We start from the raw sequence: 14,785 nt of genomic DNA, 5'->3' as shown, positions 1-14,785 counted from the left end.
GGCCGGATGCCGGCCATGAAGGACCACGACGGGGCGGCCCGCGCGACAGCGACAGCAGCGGCGCGGGCCGGGCAATGCGTATCAAGCACGCATCAAGCACGCATCAAACAAGCATCAAACAAGCATCAACCAGCGACGGAGCGACTTCGCGATGATCTTCCGGCAACTCTTCGACCCGCAATCGTCGACGTACACGTACCTGCTCGCCGACAGCGCGTCGCGCGAAGCGGTGCTGATCGATCCCGTATTCGAGCAGGTGCGCCGCGACGCGGCGCTGCTCGACGAGCTCGGGTTGCGGCTCGTCGCGACCGTCGACACGCACGTGCATGCCGATCATGTGACGGGCGCATGGCTGCTGAAGCAACGCACGGGCAGCACGATCGCGATCTCGGCCGCGAGCGGCGCGCAGGGCGCCGATCGTTATCTGAACGACGGCGACCGCTGCGCCTTCGGCGCGCGCTACCTCACCGTGCGCGCGACGCCCGGCCACACGAGCGGCTGCATCAGCCTCGTGCTCGACGACGAATCGATGGCGTTCACCGGCGATTGCCTGCTGATCCGCGGCACGGGCCGCACCGACTTCCAGCAGGGCGACCCGCGCGCGCTGTATCGCGCGGTGCACGGCCGGCTCTTCACGCTGCCGGCCGCGTGCCTGCTGTATCCGGCTCACGACTATCGCGGGCTCACGGTGACGAGCGTCGGCGAGGAGCGGCGCTTCAATCCGCGTCTCGGCGGCGATCTGAGCGAAGACGATTTCGCGGGCTACATGCGCAACCTCGGGCTCGCGCATCCGCGCCAGATCGACGTCGCGGTGCCGGCGAACCTGCAATGCGGCGTCGCCGCGCACGCGCCCGACGCGCAGGCGGCAGCCGACTGGGCGCCGCTCGTCTATACGTTCGCCGGATTCTGGGAAATCGATCCGCAATGGCTCGAGGATCATCTGCCGGCCGTGCAGGTCGTCGACGTGCGCGAACCGGACGAATTCACGGGCCCGCTCGGCCATCTGCCCGGTGCGACGCCCATCCCGCTCGGCGAACTGGCCGCACGCGCCGGCGAGATTGCGCGCGACCGGCCGGTCGTGACCGTGTGCCGGGCCGGCGGGCGATCCGCACAGGCGACCGTGATCCTGCGGAAGGCCGGCTTCGACGCGGTCGCGAATCTCGGCGGCGGGATGCTGCGCTGGCGTGCCGAAGGGCGCGTCGTGACGGACGGCCGGTCGTAACGGCCCGAGTCGCACGACAAAAAAATTCCGGGTTGCTGTCGAAACGGCCGCGTGCCGTTCGTCGTGAAGGTATCCGATCATGTGGCGCCGCATCACGCGGCGCCGAAACCGCTGAGAGACCGCACGATGATGCCGACACTTTACGCCCACCCCTTTTCGTCCTACTGCCAGAAGGTGCTGACTGCGCTGTACGAGAACGGCACGCCGTTCGAGTATCGCGCGCTCGCGCACGACGATCCGAAGCCGATGCAGGAACTGGCCGCGCTGTGGCCGCTGAAACGCTTTCCGGTGCTCGTCGATGCCGGCCGCACGGTGATCGAGGCGTCGATCATCATCGAGTATCTCGGCCTGAACCATCCGGGCCCCGTGCGCCTGCTGCCCGACGATCCGCATGCGGCGCTCGAGGTGCGGGTGATGGATCGTTTCTTCGACAACTACGTGTCGACGCCGCAGCAGAAGGTCGTGCACGACGCGTTGCGTCCGGAAGCCGAGCGCGATGCGCGCGGTGTTGCCGATGCACGCGCGATGCTGGAGACGTCGTATGCGTGGCTGGACAAGAAGATGGCCGATCGCGAATGGGCGGCCGGCGACCGCTTCAGCCTCGCCGACTGCGGCGCGGCGCCGTTCCTGTTCTACGCCGACTGGACGCACCGGATCGATCCGTCGTTCGCGAACGTGATTGCGTACCGCCGGCGTCTGCTGGCGCGGCCGTCGTTCGCGCGCGCGGTCGACGAGGCGCGGCCGTTTCGATCGTTCTTTCCGCTGGGCGCGCCCGATCGCGACTGATCGGCGCGGCCGTCGCACGGCGCGCGGTTGCCGCGCATGGCCGGCAGCGCGTGCCGGGGCGACGGCGGAACGTAAGCAGCGGCAGCATCGTGGCGTCTCCCCGTCACATCGTGTGGGTGGCCGACTGTGCAAGCGTCGGCAACGCGTCGAGCTGCGTGATCAGCTCGAAGCACAGCAGGAACGCGAGGGTACAGGCCGGCGCGGGAAAGCGCCGGATCGTCGCCGGCACCTGCGGCGCGAAGCGCGAGCGGATCGCGTGATTCTTCAGCGGACCGAACGTGATGCGGGTGACGAAGATCGGGATCGTGGTGTCGAAATGGTTCATGTCGTGCGACCCCGGCGGGCCCGCTGTGCATGACGTGCGGCCGGCAGGATCTGGAAGCGCGCTCGCACCGGAGCGCAACGGGGGGCAAGTATGTCACCCGTTATTTCGAAGAAAATGCGAAAAAATACCGGGAATCCCCTGATAAAACGGGGCTGTGCGATGGGGCCGGATGGGTGAGCGCCGCGTGGCGGGGCGCATCGGATCGTCCGGCGTTTTCGCATCGATGCATACGGCCGCCGGAAAAATAATGGGTTGAACTGGACATTCGTTCCAACCGGTGCGGATCTTGCGGGGAATGGGCTATTTTCATGCCGAGTGCGCACGAATCTGCCAGGCATGCGCAGCGGCATGTCTGCGCCGGTCGAAAATAAAAGAAAAGGCGGGCAAGCCCTGTGGGCCTGCCCGCCAGGTGTGTGCGATGCGGAAATTCAGTGCCGCCAGATCCGCGCGGCGAGCGCGGCCAGCGAGGTGACGACGGCCAGCGCGGTCACCGCATTCCAGCCCAGTTGCGCGAGCAACATGCTGCCGATCGCGGCGCCGGCCGCCATCCCGATGAACATGCCGACGAACAGCACCGCATTGAGGCGGCTGCGCGACGCCGGGTCGATCCGGTAGACGATCGCCTGGTGCGCGATCAGCGTGGCCTGCACGCCCAGATCGAAGCCGATCGTCGCGACCGCGAGCAGCACGAGCTGCGCATGCGGCGACATCAGCGGCGCGGCGGCCATCGACGCGAACGACACCGTTGCGATGCCGATGCCGATGCGCGTGACGCGCTCGGGGCCGTGACGGTCGGCCAGCCGCCCGGCGATCGGCGCGGCCAGTGCGCCGGCGGCACCTGCAAGGCCGAAGGCGCCCGCCGCTGCGCTGCTGGCGGTGGGCGCGTGCGTCGGCTCGTCATGGATGCTGGCCGACCACCTCGCGCGCGGCGAACTCGTGCACCTCGCGCCCGAGTGGCAGGCCGCGCCGTTGCCCGTCTACCTGACCTACCCGCATACCCGACGCGAAATGCGCCGGGCGGCCGTGGCGGCTTCAACCGCGCCGGATGCCTTCGGGCAGCGCGCTGATGCGGCGCACCTCGGGCGAATCGAGCCACGCACGCGACGTCGCGCAGTCGGCGAACATGTCGGTCGCGTCCTCGCCCCAGAACAGGTCGCCGTCGAGTTCGAAGGTCGGCACGCCGAATACGCCATGCGCGATCGCATCGTCGGTGTTCGCGCGCAGCGCGTCCTTCACCGGCTGGGCGTCGACGGCGGTCACGCCTTCCGGAAAGCCGACGGCTTCGCACAGCGCGGCGAAGCTTTCCGGCGTCGACACGTCCTGGCCGTCGCGCCAGATATGCCGGAAGATCCGCCGGATCGCGTCGGGGGAATTGCCCATCGCGATCGCGAGGCGCAGCGGCTTGATCGGATTGAACGGGTGCGCGGGCGGCATCCGGAACGGGATGCCGAGCTTGTCCGCGCGATATTGCGCGTGGCGATAGGTGAAGACGCGTTTCGCCGCGATCTCGGCCGGCGCTTTCTGGCCCCAGTGTGCGAGCAGTGCGCCGAGCACGATGGGCCGCGGCTCGAACGCGGCGGCGGCCGGCAACCGGTTGAATTGTTCCTGCTGCAGGTAGGCGAACGGGGAAACGAAATCGAAATACCAGATGGCGGTGCGCGCGGCGTTCATCGCGAGAGTCTCCTCGTACGGGCCCGGATCGGGCGGGTGCGGACCAGTGTCGCACGCGGCGGCGTTTTGCGCTGCCGCATCGCCTGCCCGCCGCCGGCGCGGACGGCCGCTACGTGGCCTCCACCAGCGCCGCGAGCCTTGCCAGCGCCATTTGCCAGCCGGCTTCGTTGTCGGTGGCCGGCACGCCGGGCGGCACCCCGTCGTGCACGGCTTCCACGCGCGTGCCGCCCGCTTCGTCGGACAGCGTGATCGTGATCGTCATCGCGCCGCGCAGCATCGGATCGTCGGTCTCGAACACGTCGATCTCGACGATCCGCTCGTCGGGCACGAGCGTGACGAAGCGGCCGTGATAGGTGTCGGTGCGCGCGGTGGTCTTGCCGGCGCCGGCCGACGGCGCGTCGTAGCTCAGCGACACGCGCAGCGCGCCGCCCTCGCGCGCATCGTAGGCATCCACACGGCACGTCATGCCGGCAGGCACCTTCCATTGCTCGACCGCATGCGGATCGAGCAATGCGCGGTAGACGCGCCCGCGCGGGGCGTTCAGGTGCCGGCTGACCCGGGTCGAATGCGTGTGCGCGTGCAACATGTTGCCTCCCGCGGTGCGCGCACGACGGCGCACGCCAGCGGCCGGCGTGTCGTCATGCTTCCTTCAGGAATCCTAGGCGCGCGCGACGCGGCATGCAATGGCCGCGCACCCGCCGCGCCCAGCGCAGCGCGGCCGCGAAGGCGCCGAGTTGCGTGATGCAGATGTTTCAGCCCTCGAAAAAACCGGGCGCTTCATGACGTTCGCGGGTGGGGGCGTCCGAATGCATCACGCCCGCTTCGTAGCGGCTGCCGGCAGCGTCGTCGGCCATCCGAACGGCGCTGCAACGGAAATTTTCATCGCGTAGGATGATGGGGCGGCAACACGCGCCGACCGGGTGCGGCGTTGCCGCAAGCCCGCCGCCGTTGCGCGAGCCGCGACGATCGGCCGGTGCTCCTTCCGATCCCGACGCACGCCGAACCCGCGCGTGTGGCCTACCTGACTACCGGAGATGGCATGACCGAATCCGTTACCGTCCGCCGTGTCGACGCGGACGAAGCGAAGACCTGTATCGATGCGCTGGCCGACGTGCTGATCGATTGCGTCGAGGGCGGCGCGTCCGTCAGCTTCATGTTGCCGATCGAGCGGACGACTGCCGTCGCGTTCTGGACGAAGGTCGCCGACGGCGTCGCGAGCGGCGAGCGCATTTTGCTCGTTGCCGAGGACGCGGCCGGCCGGATCGTCGGCACCGTGCAGGTCGTGACCGCGCAGCCCGAGAATCAGCCGCATCGCGCGGATATCTCGAAGATGCTCGTGTCGCGGCACGCGCGCCGGCAGGGCATCGCCGCGCGGCTGATGGCGGCGGCCGATACGGCCGCGCGCGACGCCGGCAAGACCGTGCTCGTGCTCGATACCGTGACGGGCGGCGACGCCGAGCGGCTGTACGAGCGGGCCGGCTGGCAGCGCGTCGGCGTCGTGCCGAACTACGCGCTGATGCCTGACGGCACGCTCTGCGCGACGACGTATTTCCACAAGCAACTCGCGTAGCCGGGCGCGCGATGCATTCCGTTGCGCCGATGCTTGTGTGCCTCACGCTGGCGGCCGGTCTCGTCGCGCTGCTCGCGTCTGCGTGGCTCGCGGCCGCGTGGCGGCGCCGCACGCAGGTGCCGTGGCGCGTGTTCTTCTACGGGATGCTGACCTTCTTCGTGTTCCAGCCGGTATTGCGCATGCCCTGGCAGATTCCGCTGTACCGCTGGCTCGCGCACGACCCGCGCTGGCACCTGCCGATGCTCGTGTTTGCGGCGTTGACGGCCGGGCTTTTCGAGGAATGCGGGCGCTGGGTTGCGTTCCGCTATCTGCTGCCGAAGCGGCATGACGCGCCGGCGGCCGTGATGCTCGGGCTCGGGCACGGCGGGCTGGAGGCGATGCTGCTGGTCGGCGTCGGGTTTCTCGCGCTCGGCACGGGCTATCTGCTCGCGCACGCGGGTGTCGTGGTGCCCGAGGGCGTGCAGTCGCTGATCGGGGCGCAGTTCGCGGGCATGACGCTGGCGTCGCCGTTTCTCGCGCTGCTCGAACGCACAAGCGCGCTGGCCGCGCATGTCGCGCTGTCGCTGATCGTGTTGCAGACGTTCGTGCGCGGGACCAAACGCTGGCTGGCGTATGCGATTGCGCTCCATTTCGCATTCGACCTCGCCGCCGTGCTGCTGACGCGGTACTGGCATGTCGATACGGTGCTGATCGAGGTGATCCTGTTCGCAGCCAGTGTCGCGCTCCTGTTGCTGGGCATTCGCTGGAGCCGCCGGCCGACGGGTGCCGGCGACGCGAGCACGGGGCGCATCGCCTGATGGTCAGGGTCCGGTTCGGCTATGTGCAGCGGGGTTCAGCCGCCGGATGGCCGGCGCATGGCCCGTGCGCCACCGGCTGACGAGGCTCAGGGCCATGCCTGCCGTGACGATTGCGATGCCGGCCAGTGCCGCCGCATGCGGCCGTTCGTCGAGCAGCAGCATGGCCTCGAGCGTGGCAAGCAGGGGCATCAGCGCGGCGAAGGTCGCACCGATCGCCGGGCCGAGCGCGACGACGGCCTGGCTGAAACAGTAGAGCGCCAGTACCGACATCAGCACGCCCTGGTAGATCGCCTGCGTTGCGATCGCAGCGACCGGCGCATGCAGCACGGCGCCACCGCGTACGGCCAGATAGAGCGGGCAGTAGAGCACCGCGGAGCCGACCGACACGACGGCCGTCGCGTGCAGCGCACCGCAGCCGGCGCGTTTCGTCGTGACGTTGTAGACGGCCCACAGCAGGCCGCCGAGCATGAACAGCGCGAGGGCTGGCAACCCGATCGCGCCGCGCAGCGCATCGGACGCGGCCAGCGCGATGCCGGCCAGGATCGTGACGATGCCGGCGATCTGCGCGGCGCTCAGCCGCTCGTGCGCGACCTGCCGGCCGAGGATCGCCGTGAACGCGATCATGCTGCCAGGCGTCAGCGCGAAGTAGCCGACCGGCGCATGGCTCAACGCGGCCGCGACGGTCAGGATGTAGGGCGCGCCGGCGCCGATCACCATCGGCGCGACCGACGCCGGGCGCAGCGTGCCGAGCCCGTTGCGCAGCAGGACGGGCAGCAGCAGCGTGCCGGATACGGCGAAACGGATGAACGCGATGTCGTATGCATCGAGAGCCGAATGCGTGACACCGAGACGCGTGATGACCGGAAAGCCGCCCCAGATGAGCGCCGCGAGCAATCCGTAGCCGATGCCGGCGAGCCGTTCGTTTCCGTTCATGTCCTGTCCTGTCCCTGTCGTGCGGCCGTTGCGAGCCGGTTGAGGGCAAGGATGCGGTGCGCCCGTTAATGCGTCCAATATATTATTCAGGCGCTATTAAGTCGTAAAAGGTCTTTGTTCCGGCGAAGCGGCAGATCGCAATGGCAAGCGCCGGAATGTCTCCCCGGGTTGCGGCGAGCGCAAGCCGGCATTTGGGTGTTGGCCGGGAATCAAGCAGGGTCGGAGATATCGCCAGTCCGTTATAGTCACGCAGGAAAACTACAGCAGAACGCCCCGGAACCACCGCCTCGATGAAACGCTCCCATGTCGCTTTCGCCCTCACGGGCCTGCTCGTTGCGCTGCCGATTGCCGCGTATGCGCTCGTCAAGCCGTTGCGCGTCGTCGCACCCGCGCTGGTCCCCGGCGTGTCGTGCCCGAGCGCCGATATCTGCACGGACGATGCCGCGAGGCTCGGCGACGCGCGGCAGCTCTATCGCGACGGCTATGCGCGCGCGGCGGCAGCCGTTGGCGCATTCCAGGAGGCGCCGCGCGTCGTGTTCTGCTCGACGCGGGCGTGTGCGGATGCGTTCGGCCTAGGCCAACGCGCGGCGCTGACGCTCGGGAATTTCGGCGTGATCGTCGCACCGCGCGGCTGGCAGACCTACTTTCTCGCGCACGAGCTGATCCATCACCGGCAGGCGGAAGTACTCGGCAACCTGGCCGTCGCGACCAAGCCGCGCTGGATGATCGAAGGGATGGCGTATTCGCTCAGCGACGATCCGCGCCACCCGCTGGCGGAGCCGTTCGAGTCGTGGCGCACGCGTTTCGATGCGTGGCATGCGGCGCTCGGCGGGCAGCCGCTGTGGGAGGCCGCGCGGGCGGTTGAATAGCATGTTGCGCGTTGCGCAACACCCGGCAAGGGCGCCCCGCGCGTCGTCTTGTCCGTCATGCCGGCGCGAGCGGATCGTCGCGCCCGGCGGTGAGCGTGTCCCGCCCTGCGGCGAGGATCTCGTCAGCCAGCGCCGGATCGGTGCCGGCGATCGCGCGCGACAGCACGAGCGCGCCGACCATCCGGCTGAAGACCGCGTCGCGACGCGTCCGTGCTGGCGTTGCGCCTTCCACGGCCACCATCGGTTTTAGCCGGTCGAAATACGTGGCGAGGCCGTGCGCATGGAACCGGCGCCGCGCTGACGCATCGGAATCCGAGCCCGTCACCCCCGCGGCGCGTGCAGCGGGGGCGGCGGGTCGTACCGTCAGACGGTGGTGTCGATGATGCCCGGGATCTTCACGTCCGGGTTCACGTCCGCGTCGTAGTCGACGCCGGCGATCTCGAAGCCGAACAGGCGCAGGAACTCGGTCTTGTAGCCGGCGAAGTCGGTCAGCTCGTACAGGTTGTCGTTCGTCACGTGGTTCCACTGCGCGACGACCTTCGCCTGAACTTGCGGATCGAGCTCCTTGTAGTCCGCGCGCAGGCGGCCTTCTTCGTCGACGTGCGGCGTCGCACCGTACAGGCTGTCCTTGAACAGGCCGTACACCTGCTCGATGCAGCCTTCGTGCGTGCCGTTTTCCTTCATCGTCTTGAACAGCAGCGACAGGTACAGCGGCATCATCGGGATCGCCGAGCTGGCCTGCGTGACGACGGCCTTCAGCACCGACACGCGCGCGTCGCCGCCGTGCGCGGCCAGCTTGTCGCGGATCGACAGCACCTTCTTGTCGAGATCCTTCTTCGCTTCGCCGATCGAGCCGTTCCAGTAGATGTCGTGCGTGATCTGCTCGCCGAGATACGTGAACGCGGTGGTCTTCGCGCCGTCGGCCAGCACGCCGGCTTCATCCAGCGCGTCGATCCACATCTGCCAGTCCTCGCCGCCCATCACGGCGACGGTGCCATCGATCTCTTCCTGCGTCGCCGGCTCCAGCGTGACGTCGCGGATCACTTCCTTGTCGGTGTCGAGGCCGCGGAACGTGACCGTCTTGCCGATCGGCTTGAGCGTCGAGCTGATGGTTTCGCCGGTCTTCGGATGCGTGCGGCGCGGTGCCGCGAGGCTGTAGACGACGAGATCGACCTTGCCGAGATCCTGCTTGATGGTGTCGATCGTGATTTGCTTGACCTTGTCGGAGAATGCGTCGCCGTTGATGCTGCGTGCATAGAGGCCCTTTTCGGCGGCGAATTTCTCGAACGCGGCGCTGTTGTACCAGCCGGCCGTGCCGGGCTTCGTCTCGCTGCCGGCACGCTCGAAGAACACGCCGAGCGTGTCCGCGTCCGAACCGAAGGCGGCCGAAATCCGGGCGGCGAGGCCGTAGCCGGTCGACGCGCCGATCACGAGCACCTTTTTCGGGCCGTTGGCGATCGGGCCGTGCGAAGTCACGTAGTCGATCTGTTCCTTGACGTTGGCTTCGCAGCCGACCGGATGAGTCGTCACGCAGATGAAGCCACGCACGCGCGGTTTGATGATCATGGAAACCTCTACTCTAGTCAGAAAGGCTGGGACGGCCTGAATTCGGAAAATCCCGCGCATTGTAATGGATGCGGCAGATCGCGGGCGGGCGCGGCCGGAACCCGGCGGATCGTCCGGTTATTTCTCTCTTGACAGAAATAACTGAAATGCCTAAATTTCACGTCATGGAACTCACACCGATTGCCGAACGATTCATTCTCCACTGGGGCGAAATGGGCTCGCGGTGGGGCGTCAACCGCACCGTTTCGCAGATCCACGCGCTGCTCTATCTGGCCGGCCGGCCGATCGCGGCCGACGAGATCGCGGAGACGCTCAACGTGGCGCGCTCCAACGTCAGCACGAGCCTGAAGGAGTTGCAGGCGTGGCGGCTGGCGAAGGTCGTGCATGTGCTGGGCGACCGCCGCGACCACTTCGAGACGTCGACCGACATCTGGGAACTCTTCAAGCTGATCGTCGAAGGGCGGCGGCAGCGCGAGATCGAGCCGACGCTCACGGTGTTGCGCGATTGCCTGACGAATCCGGAGATCGCGAACGAGAGCCGCGAGACCGAGCAGCGCATCCGCGACACGCTGCAGTTCGTCGAGACGCTCACGACCTGGTCGGACGAGATGCTGCGGCTCAAGCCCGATACGCTGATGAAGGCGCTCGGCATCGGCGCGAAGATCAGCCAGACGGTCCGGCGCAAGCCGTCGAAGTAAGCGGTGCACACAGTGCGGGCAGCCAGCCCGCTTTTTTCGGGATTGTTATTTCTGTCTGTACAGAAATAACTGTAAATAGAGGATGAAAATGGACGCTGTCTTGCCGTCGAGCCGCCCGCACGACCGCACCGGGGCGCGCAGCATGACCGTCTTCGTGTGCGGCGCGAACGGCTTCATCGGGCGGGCGCTGTGCGCGCAGCTCGAAGCCGGCGGCCACCGGGTGCTGCGCGGCGTGCGTCATGCGCTCGGTCCGTCCGATGTCGCGATCGATTTCGCGAAGGACGTCGACCCGGGCGCGTGGCTCGCGCGGCTCGAGGGCGTCGACGTGGTGATCAATGCGGTCGGCATCCTCGCCGATCGGCGCGGCGCGACGCTCGACGCTGTGCATCGTGCCGCGCCGTGTGCGCTCTTCACCGCGTGCTGCCGCGCCGGCGTGCGGCGCGTGATCCAGATCTCGGCGCTGGGCGTCGAGCGGGGCGACACGCGCTACTTCGCGAGCAAGTACGCAGCCGACCGCTTCCTGCAGACGCTGCCGATCGACTTCCGGATCGTGCGTCCCGCGCTCGTCTATGGCACGGCCGGCGCGTCGGCGCGGCTGTTCCGGATGCTCGCGAGCCTGCCGGTGCAGGTGCTGCCGGCGGGTGGCCATCAGAGGCTGCGCCCCGTGCACGTCGACGATCTCGCCGAAGTCGTCGCGCGATGCGTCGATGCGCCGACGGCCGGCCGCGCGGTGATCGACGTGGTCGGCGCCGACGAAATCGAATACCGCGAGATGCTGGCCCGCTATCGCGCCGCGCTGGGGTTTCCGCCGGCCGCCCGCATCGCATTGCCGGGCCCGCTGGCCGGCGCGGTGGCCGTGCTGCTCGGCACGCTGCCGGGCGCAATGTTCACGCGTGACACGTGGACCATGCTGCGCAGCGGGAACACGGGCGATCCGGCCGCCGCCACGGCGATGCTCGGCCGGCCGCCGCGCGGGATCGACGGTTTCATCGGCGCGGAATCGGCCGCGCTGCGTCGCGACGCGCTTGCGATGTGGCGTCGTCCGTTGTTGCGCGGCGCGCTTGCGATCGTGTGGATCTGGACGGCCATCGCCAGCGCGTTCATCCATCCGCTGCACGCGAGCCTCGCGCTGCTCGCGCCTGCGCACCTGACCGGGCTGCCGGCGTTGATCGCGCTCTACGCGGCCAGCGCGCTGGACTTCGCGTTCGGCATCGCAACCGTCGTCGCGCCGTCGCGCCGCCAGTGGGGCGCGCAAGCTGCGCTGATCGTCGCGTATTCGGCGGTCATCGCGGTCACGATGCCGGGCCTGCTCGCCGAACCGTTCGGCCCCGTGCTCAAGAACGTGCCGATTCTCGCGATCCTGTTGATCCTTTTTTCAGAAGAAGAACAAGCATGAATACCTATCTCGTCATCAAGGCGCTTCACATCCTGTCCTCGGTGTTGCTGGTCGGCACGGGGTTCGGCACCGCGTTCTACCTGTTCTTCGCGAACCGCACGCGCTCGGTGCCCGCGATCGCGGCCGTGTCGCGGCTCGTGGTGCGCGCGGACTGGTGGTTCACGACGCCGGCCGTGATCTTCCAGCCGGCATCGGGGCTCTGGCTCGCGCACACGGCCGGCTGGCCGTGGCATACGCCGTGGCTCGTCGCGTCGATCGTGCTGTATGCGATCGCTGGCGCGTGCTGGCTGCCGGTCGTGTGGCTGCAGGTCGAACTGGCTGCGATGGCGAAGCTCGCTCATGCGAACGGCGCGGCCGCGCTGCCGGAACGGTACTGGCGCTATGCGAAGCGCTGGGAACTGCTCGGCTATCCCGCGTTCTTCGCGATGCTGACCGTCTACTTCCTGATGGTGCTCAAGCCGATGTAAGCGCGCTGCCGCTGCTGCACGGAAGCGGCGATGCGGCATGACGGAAAGCAGTCGATCGATTCATGAAGCATGCGACAGACAAAAAGAAGGAATGCGAATCATGAGCTCAATTGAACTGGTGCTGTACTTCGACGGACGATGTCCGTTATGCATTGCGGAGATCAAGCGTCTCGGGGCCCGCGACGCGCGCCGGCGGCTGGCTTTCGTCGATATCGCCGAGCCGGGTTTCGATCCCGCGCCGCTGGGCGTCGACCTGCCCGCGCTGAATCGCGAGCTGCACGCGCGCCTGCCCGACGGACGCATGCTGACCGGCGTGGACAGCATCCTGGCCGCCCATGCGCTGACCGGGCGCCGCTGGCTCGTCAGGCTGCTTCGCGTGCCGGCCGTGCGCGGTGCGCTGGCGCGGCTGTATCGCCGCTTCGCGCGCAACCGGCATGCGGTGTCGCGCTGGCTCGGCTATCGCGCCGACGGGCCGTGCGACGGGGCGACGTGCGGTAGCGGTCGCGGCCGTGCCGCGTCACCCGCGGCGCATCGTCCGGCGGGTGACGCGGCGCGCCGCATCGTGGTGACCTGGATGTATGGCGCGGCGCTCGCACACCTGCTCGTCGGCATGGCCGTTCCATGGATTGCCGGCGCGCCATGGCTGGACGCATATCACCGCGTCATCGAGCTGCACTTCTGGGCGGGCGCTGCGCCCGCACCGGCGCGGGCGCAGCAGATCTGGTGGATGTCGCTGATCGGCGCGACGGTGCAATGCGCGTCGGTCTGGATGCTGGCGCTCGTCCACCTCGGCAACCGGCTGCGCCGGCGGGAAGTGTGGGGATGGCTGCTGGCCGGCCTGTCGATCTGGGCGCCGCAGGACATGCTGTTTTCAATGCAGGCCCATGTATCGGGCCACGTGGCGATCGATGCGGCGGCACTCGTCGCGATGGTGCCGCCGCTCGTCTGGCTGTGGAGGAGGGACACCGAATGAACACCTTGCCTGCTTTCGACTGGGCGCTCAACCTGCTGATCGTGCAGGGCGCGATGGGCGCATTCGATACGCTCTATCACCACGAACTCACGCAGGATCTCCCGCACACCCCGCGCGCGCGGCTCGAGCTGGCGATTCACGCGGTGCGTTCCGTGCTCTACGGCCTCGTGTTCGCGTCGATCGCGAACGTCGCTTTTCACGGCGCGTGGGTCGCGGCAATCGCGGCGGTCGTCGTCGTCGAGGTGGTGCTGACGCTGTGGGATTTCGTCGTCGAGGACCAGAGCCGCAAGCTGCCGGCAACCGAGCGCGTGTTGCACACGCTGCTGGCCGTCAACGGCGGCGCGCTGTTCGGCATGATCGCAATGCAGCTGGCTGCATGGGCGCACGAGCCGACCGCGCTGCAGGCGATCGATCTGGGCTGGCGAGGCTGGGTGCTGAGCCTGTTCGCCGTCGGCGTGACGGTATCGGGAATCCGCGACGGGATGGCGGCCTGCCGGATCGCACGTTCCGCGCCGATCGCCAATCCGTTCGCGGGGCAGCCGCCGGGGAACGTGCTCGTGACCGGCGGGACCGGCTTCATCGGCGAAACCCTCGTGAACCAGCTGCTCGATGCGGGGCATGCGGTTACGTTGCTGGCGCGCGATCCGCTGCGCGCGGCCTACCTGTTTCACGGCCGCGTGCGCAGCGTCACGTTCGTCGAACAACTGCAGCCTCACGAACGTTTCGACACGGTCATCAATCTCGCGGGCGCGCCGGTGCTCGGGGCACGCTGGAGCAAGCGCCGGCAGGCGGTGCTGCTCGCCAGCCGTGTTGGCGTCACGGAATCGCTGATGCGCATGGTCGAGACCGCCGAGGTCAAGCCGCGCACGTGGATCCAGGCATCGGCGATCGGTTACTACGGCGTGCGTCCTGGCGACGAGCGGCTCGACGAAGGCAGCAGCGCCGGCACCGGCTTCATGTCCGAACTGTGCCGGCAGTGGGAGCAGTCCGCGCAGCCGCTCGCGCGCCACGGCGTTCGCTCGGTGGTGCTGAGACTGGGCGTCGTGTTCGGCCCCGGCGGCGCGCTGCGCCCGATGCTGTTGCCGCATTACTTCGGGATGGGCGGGCGATTTGGCGACGGCGCGCAGGTGATGAGCTGGATCCACCGGGACGACGTGCTGCGGATCATCGCGCGGGCGATGGCGAACCCGGGCATGCACGGCGTCTACAACGCGGTCGCGCCCGCGCCGTTGACCCAGCGCGAGTTCGTGCAGGTCGTGTCGAAGGTGCTGCACCGCCCGGCCTGGCTGCATGTGCCGGCCGCGCCGCTGCGCATCGCGATGGGCGAGATGGCCGAACTGCTGCTGGACGGGCAGCGCGTGATGCCGGCGCGGCTGCATCAGGACGGATTCATGTTCCGGTTCCCGACGGCCGAGCATGCGCTGCGCGACCTGACGAATCGGCCGCATGCGGATTTTTCGCGTACGACCTGTCGTGTGCCGCGTGGTCGTGTATAAATTCGGCATGAACGCG

Annotated in this window: 14 protein-coding genes and 5 pseudogenes; 11 read left to right on the top strand and 8 right to left on the bottom strand. The window is 68.3% G+C overall.

Features of this window, described 5'->3' with window-relative positions; translation table 11 throughout:
• Nucleotides 1-151 precede the first annotated feature (151 nt).
• A complete protein-coding gene (locus HWX36_RS13745) occupies nucleotides 152-1,222 on the top strand; it encodes an MBL fold metallo-hydrolase (protein WP_175952632.1) in 1,071 nt (356 codons plus the stop codon).
• Between the two features lie 126 nt (nucleotides 1,223-1,348).
• Entirely contained in the window at nucleotides 1,349-2,008 is a 660-nt protein-coding gene (locus tag HWX36_RS13740; protein WP_175952631.1) for a glutathione S-transferase family protein, read from the top strand.
• Nucleotides 2,009-2,111: 103 nt separating this feature from the next.
• Here the strand turns inward: HWX36_RS13740 and HWX36_RS13735 are convergent.
• Nucleotides 2,112-2,264 (bottom strand): annotated as a pseudogene (locus HWX36_RS13735) (phosphoesterase); the annotation flags it as partial.
• Nucleotides 2,265-2,761: 497 nt separating this feature from the next.
• Nucleotides 2,762-3,202: pseudogene (locus HWX36_RS13730) on the bottom strand (MFS transporter); the annotation flags it as partial.
• Here HWX36_RS13730 and HWX36_RS37135 point away from each other — a divergent pair.
• Nucleotides 3,192-3,335: pseudogene (locus HWX36_RS37135) on the top strand (LysR family transcriptional regulator); the annotation flags it as partial. The pseudogenes HWX36_RS13730 and HWX36_RS37135 sit on opposite strands and share 11 nt — an antisense overlap.
• 30 nt (nucleotides 3,336-3,365) lie before the next feature.
• Here HWX36_RS37135 and HWX36_RS13725 read toward each other — a convergent pair.
• The 3 genes and pseudogenes from HWX36_RS13725 to HWX36_RS37765 all read right to left on the bottom strand — a co-directional run.
• On the bottom strand, nucleotides 3,366-4,004 hold the full coding sequence (locus HWX36_RS13725) for a 2-hydroxychromene-2-carboxylate isomerase (protein WP_175952630.1): 639 nt from the start codon (nucleotides 4,002-4,004) through the stop codon (nucleotides 3,366-3,368).
• A 109-nt stretch (nucleotides 4,005-4,113) separates the two neighbouring features.
• Nucleotides 4,114-4,590, bottom strand: a complete 477-nt coding sequence (locus HWX36_RS13720) for an SRPBCC family protein (RefSeq protein ID WP_175952629.1) — start codon at nucleotides 4,588-4,590, stop codon at nucleotides 4,114-4,116.
• A gap of 166 nt (nucleotides 4,591-4,756) precedes the next feature.
• A pseudogene (locus HWX36_RS37765) lies at nucleotides 4,757-4,870 on the bottom strand (polyketide cyclase); the annotation flags it as partial.
• A 173-nt stretch (nucleotides 4,871-5,043) separates the two neighbouring features.
• Between HWX36_RS37765 and HWX36_RS13710 the strand changes: the two are divergent.
• Entirely contained in the window at nucleotides 5,044-5,574 is a 531-nt protein-coding gene (locus tag HWX36_RS13710; RefSeq protein ID WP_175952627.1) for a GNAT family N-acetyltransferase, read from the top strand.
• An 11-nt stretch (nucleotides 5,575-5,585) separates the two neighbouring features.
• On the top strand, nucleotides 5,586-6,371 hold the full coding sequence (locus tag HWX36_RS13705) for a YhfC family glutamic-type intramembrane protease (RefSeq protein ID WP_175952626.1): 786 nt from the start codon (nucleotides 5,586-5,588) through the stop codon (nucleotides 6,369-6,371).
• A gap of 3 nt (nucleotides 6,372-6,374) precedes the next feature.
• Here HWX36_RS13705 and HWX36_RS13700 read toward each other — a convergent pair whose 3' ends face one another.
• Nucleotides 6,375-7,304 carry a DMT family transporter gene (locus tag HWX36_RS13700; RefSeq protein WP_175952625.1) on the bottom strand — a complete coding sequence of 310 codons (930 nt, stop codon included), beginning with the start codon at nucleotides 7,302-7,304 and terminating at the stop codon, nucleotides 6,375-6,377.
• A 290-nt stretch (nucleotides 7,305-7,594) separates the two neighbouring features.
• On the opposite strand from HWX36_RS13700, the gene HWX36_RS13695 reads away from it, so the two are divergent.
• A complete protein-coding gene (locus tag HWX36_RS13695; RefSeq protein ID WP_175952624.1) occupies nucleotides 7,595-8,173 on the top strand; it encodes a hypothetical protein in 579 nt (192 codons plus the stop codon).
• Nucleotides 8,174-8,228: 55 nt separating this feature from the next.
• Here the strand turns inward: HWX36_RS13695 and HWX36_RS13690 are convergent.
• Nucleotides 8,229-8,483: pseudogene (locus HWX36_RS13690) on the bottom strand (TetR/AcrR family transcriptional regulator); the annotation flags it as partial.
• A 53-nt stretch (nucleotides 8,484-8,536) separates the two neighbouring features.
• A complete protein-coding gene (gene fabV, locus HWX36_RS13685) occupies nucleotides 8,537-9,739 on the bottom strand; it encodes an enoyl-ACP reductase FabV (RefSeq protein WP_175952623.1) in 1,203 nt (400 codons plus the stop codon).
• Nucleotides 9,740-9,903: 164 nt separating this feature from the next.
• Between fabV and HWX36_RS13680 the strand changes: the two genes are divergently transcribed.
• The 5 genes from HWX36_RS13680 (at nucleotide 9,904) to HWX36_RS13660 (ending at nucleotide 14,769) form a co-directional block, all read left to right on the top strand.
• The gene (locus tag HWX36_RS13680) at nucleotides 9,904-10,437 is read left to right on the top strand and encodes a MarR family transcriptional regulator (RefSeq protein WP_011353812.1); all 534 of its coding nucleotides are present in this window, start codon (nucleotides 9,904-9,906) and stop codon (nucleotides 10,435-10,437) included.
• An 88-nt stretch (nucleotides 10,438-10,525) separates the two neighbouring features.
• Complete coding sequence (locus tag HWX36_RS13675) at nucleotides 10,526-11,833, top strand: SDR family oxidoreductase (RefSeq protein WP_175952622.1); 1,308 nt, start codon at nucleotides 10,526-10,528, stop codon at nucleotides 11,831-11,833.
• Nucleotides 11,830-12,300, top strand: a complete 471-nt coding sequence (locus HWX36_RS13670) for a DUF2269 domain-containing protein (protein WP_174942012.1) — start codon at nucleotides 11,830-11,832, stop codon at nucleotides 12,298-12,300. The genes HWX36_RS13675 and HWX36_RS13670 overlap by 4 nt, the downstream gene beginning before the upstream one ends.
• 100 nt (nucleotides 12,301-12,400) lie before the next feature.
• Nucleotides 12,401-13,273 carry a DUF393 domain-containing protein gene (locus tag HWX36_RS13665; protein WP_175952621.1) on the top strand — a complete coding sequence of 291 codons (873 nt, stop codon included), beginning with the start codon at nucleotides 12,401-12,403 and terminating at the stop codon, nucleotides 13,271-13,273.
• Nucleotides 13,270-14,769, top strand: coding sequence for a TIGR01777 family oxidoreductase (locus HWX36_RS13660; protein WP_175952620.1), 1,500 nt, complete (start codon nucleotides 13,270-13,272; stop codon nucleotides 14,767-14,769). The genes HWX36_RS13665 and HWX36_RS13660 overlap by 4 nt, the downstream gene beginning before the upstream one ends.
• Nucleotides 14,770-14,785 lie beyond the last annotated feature (16 nt).

Origin of the sequence: Burkholderia sp. BCC0405 (genome assembly GCF_902833075.1) — a bacterium.
Taxonomy (GTDB): domain Bacteria; phylum Pseudomonadota; class Gammaproteobacteria; order Burkholderiales; family Burkholderiaceae; genus Burkholderia.
The sequence above is the reverse complement of the archived record's forward strand: the minus strand, read 5'-3'. Positions and strand labels throughout refer to the sequence as shown.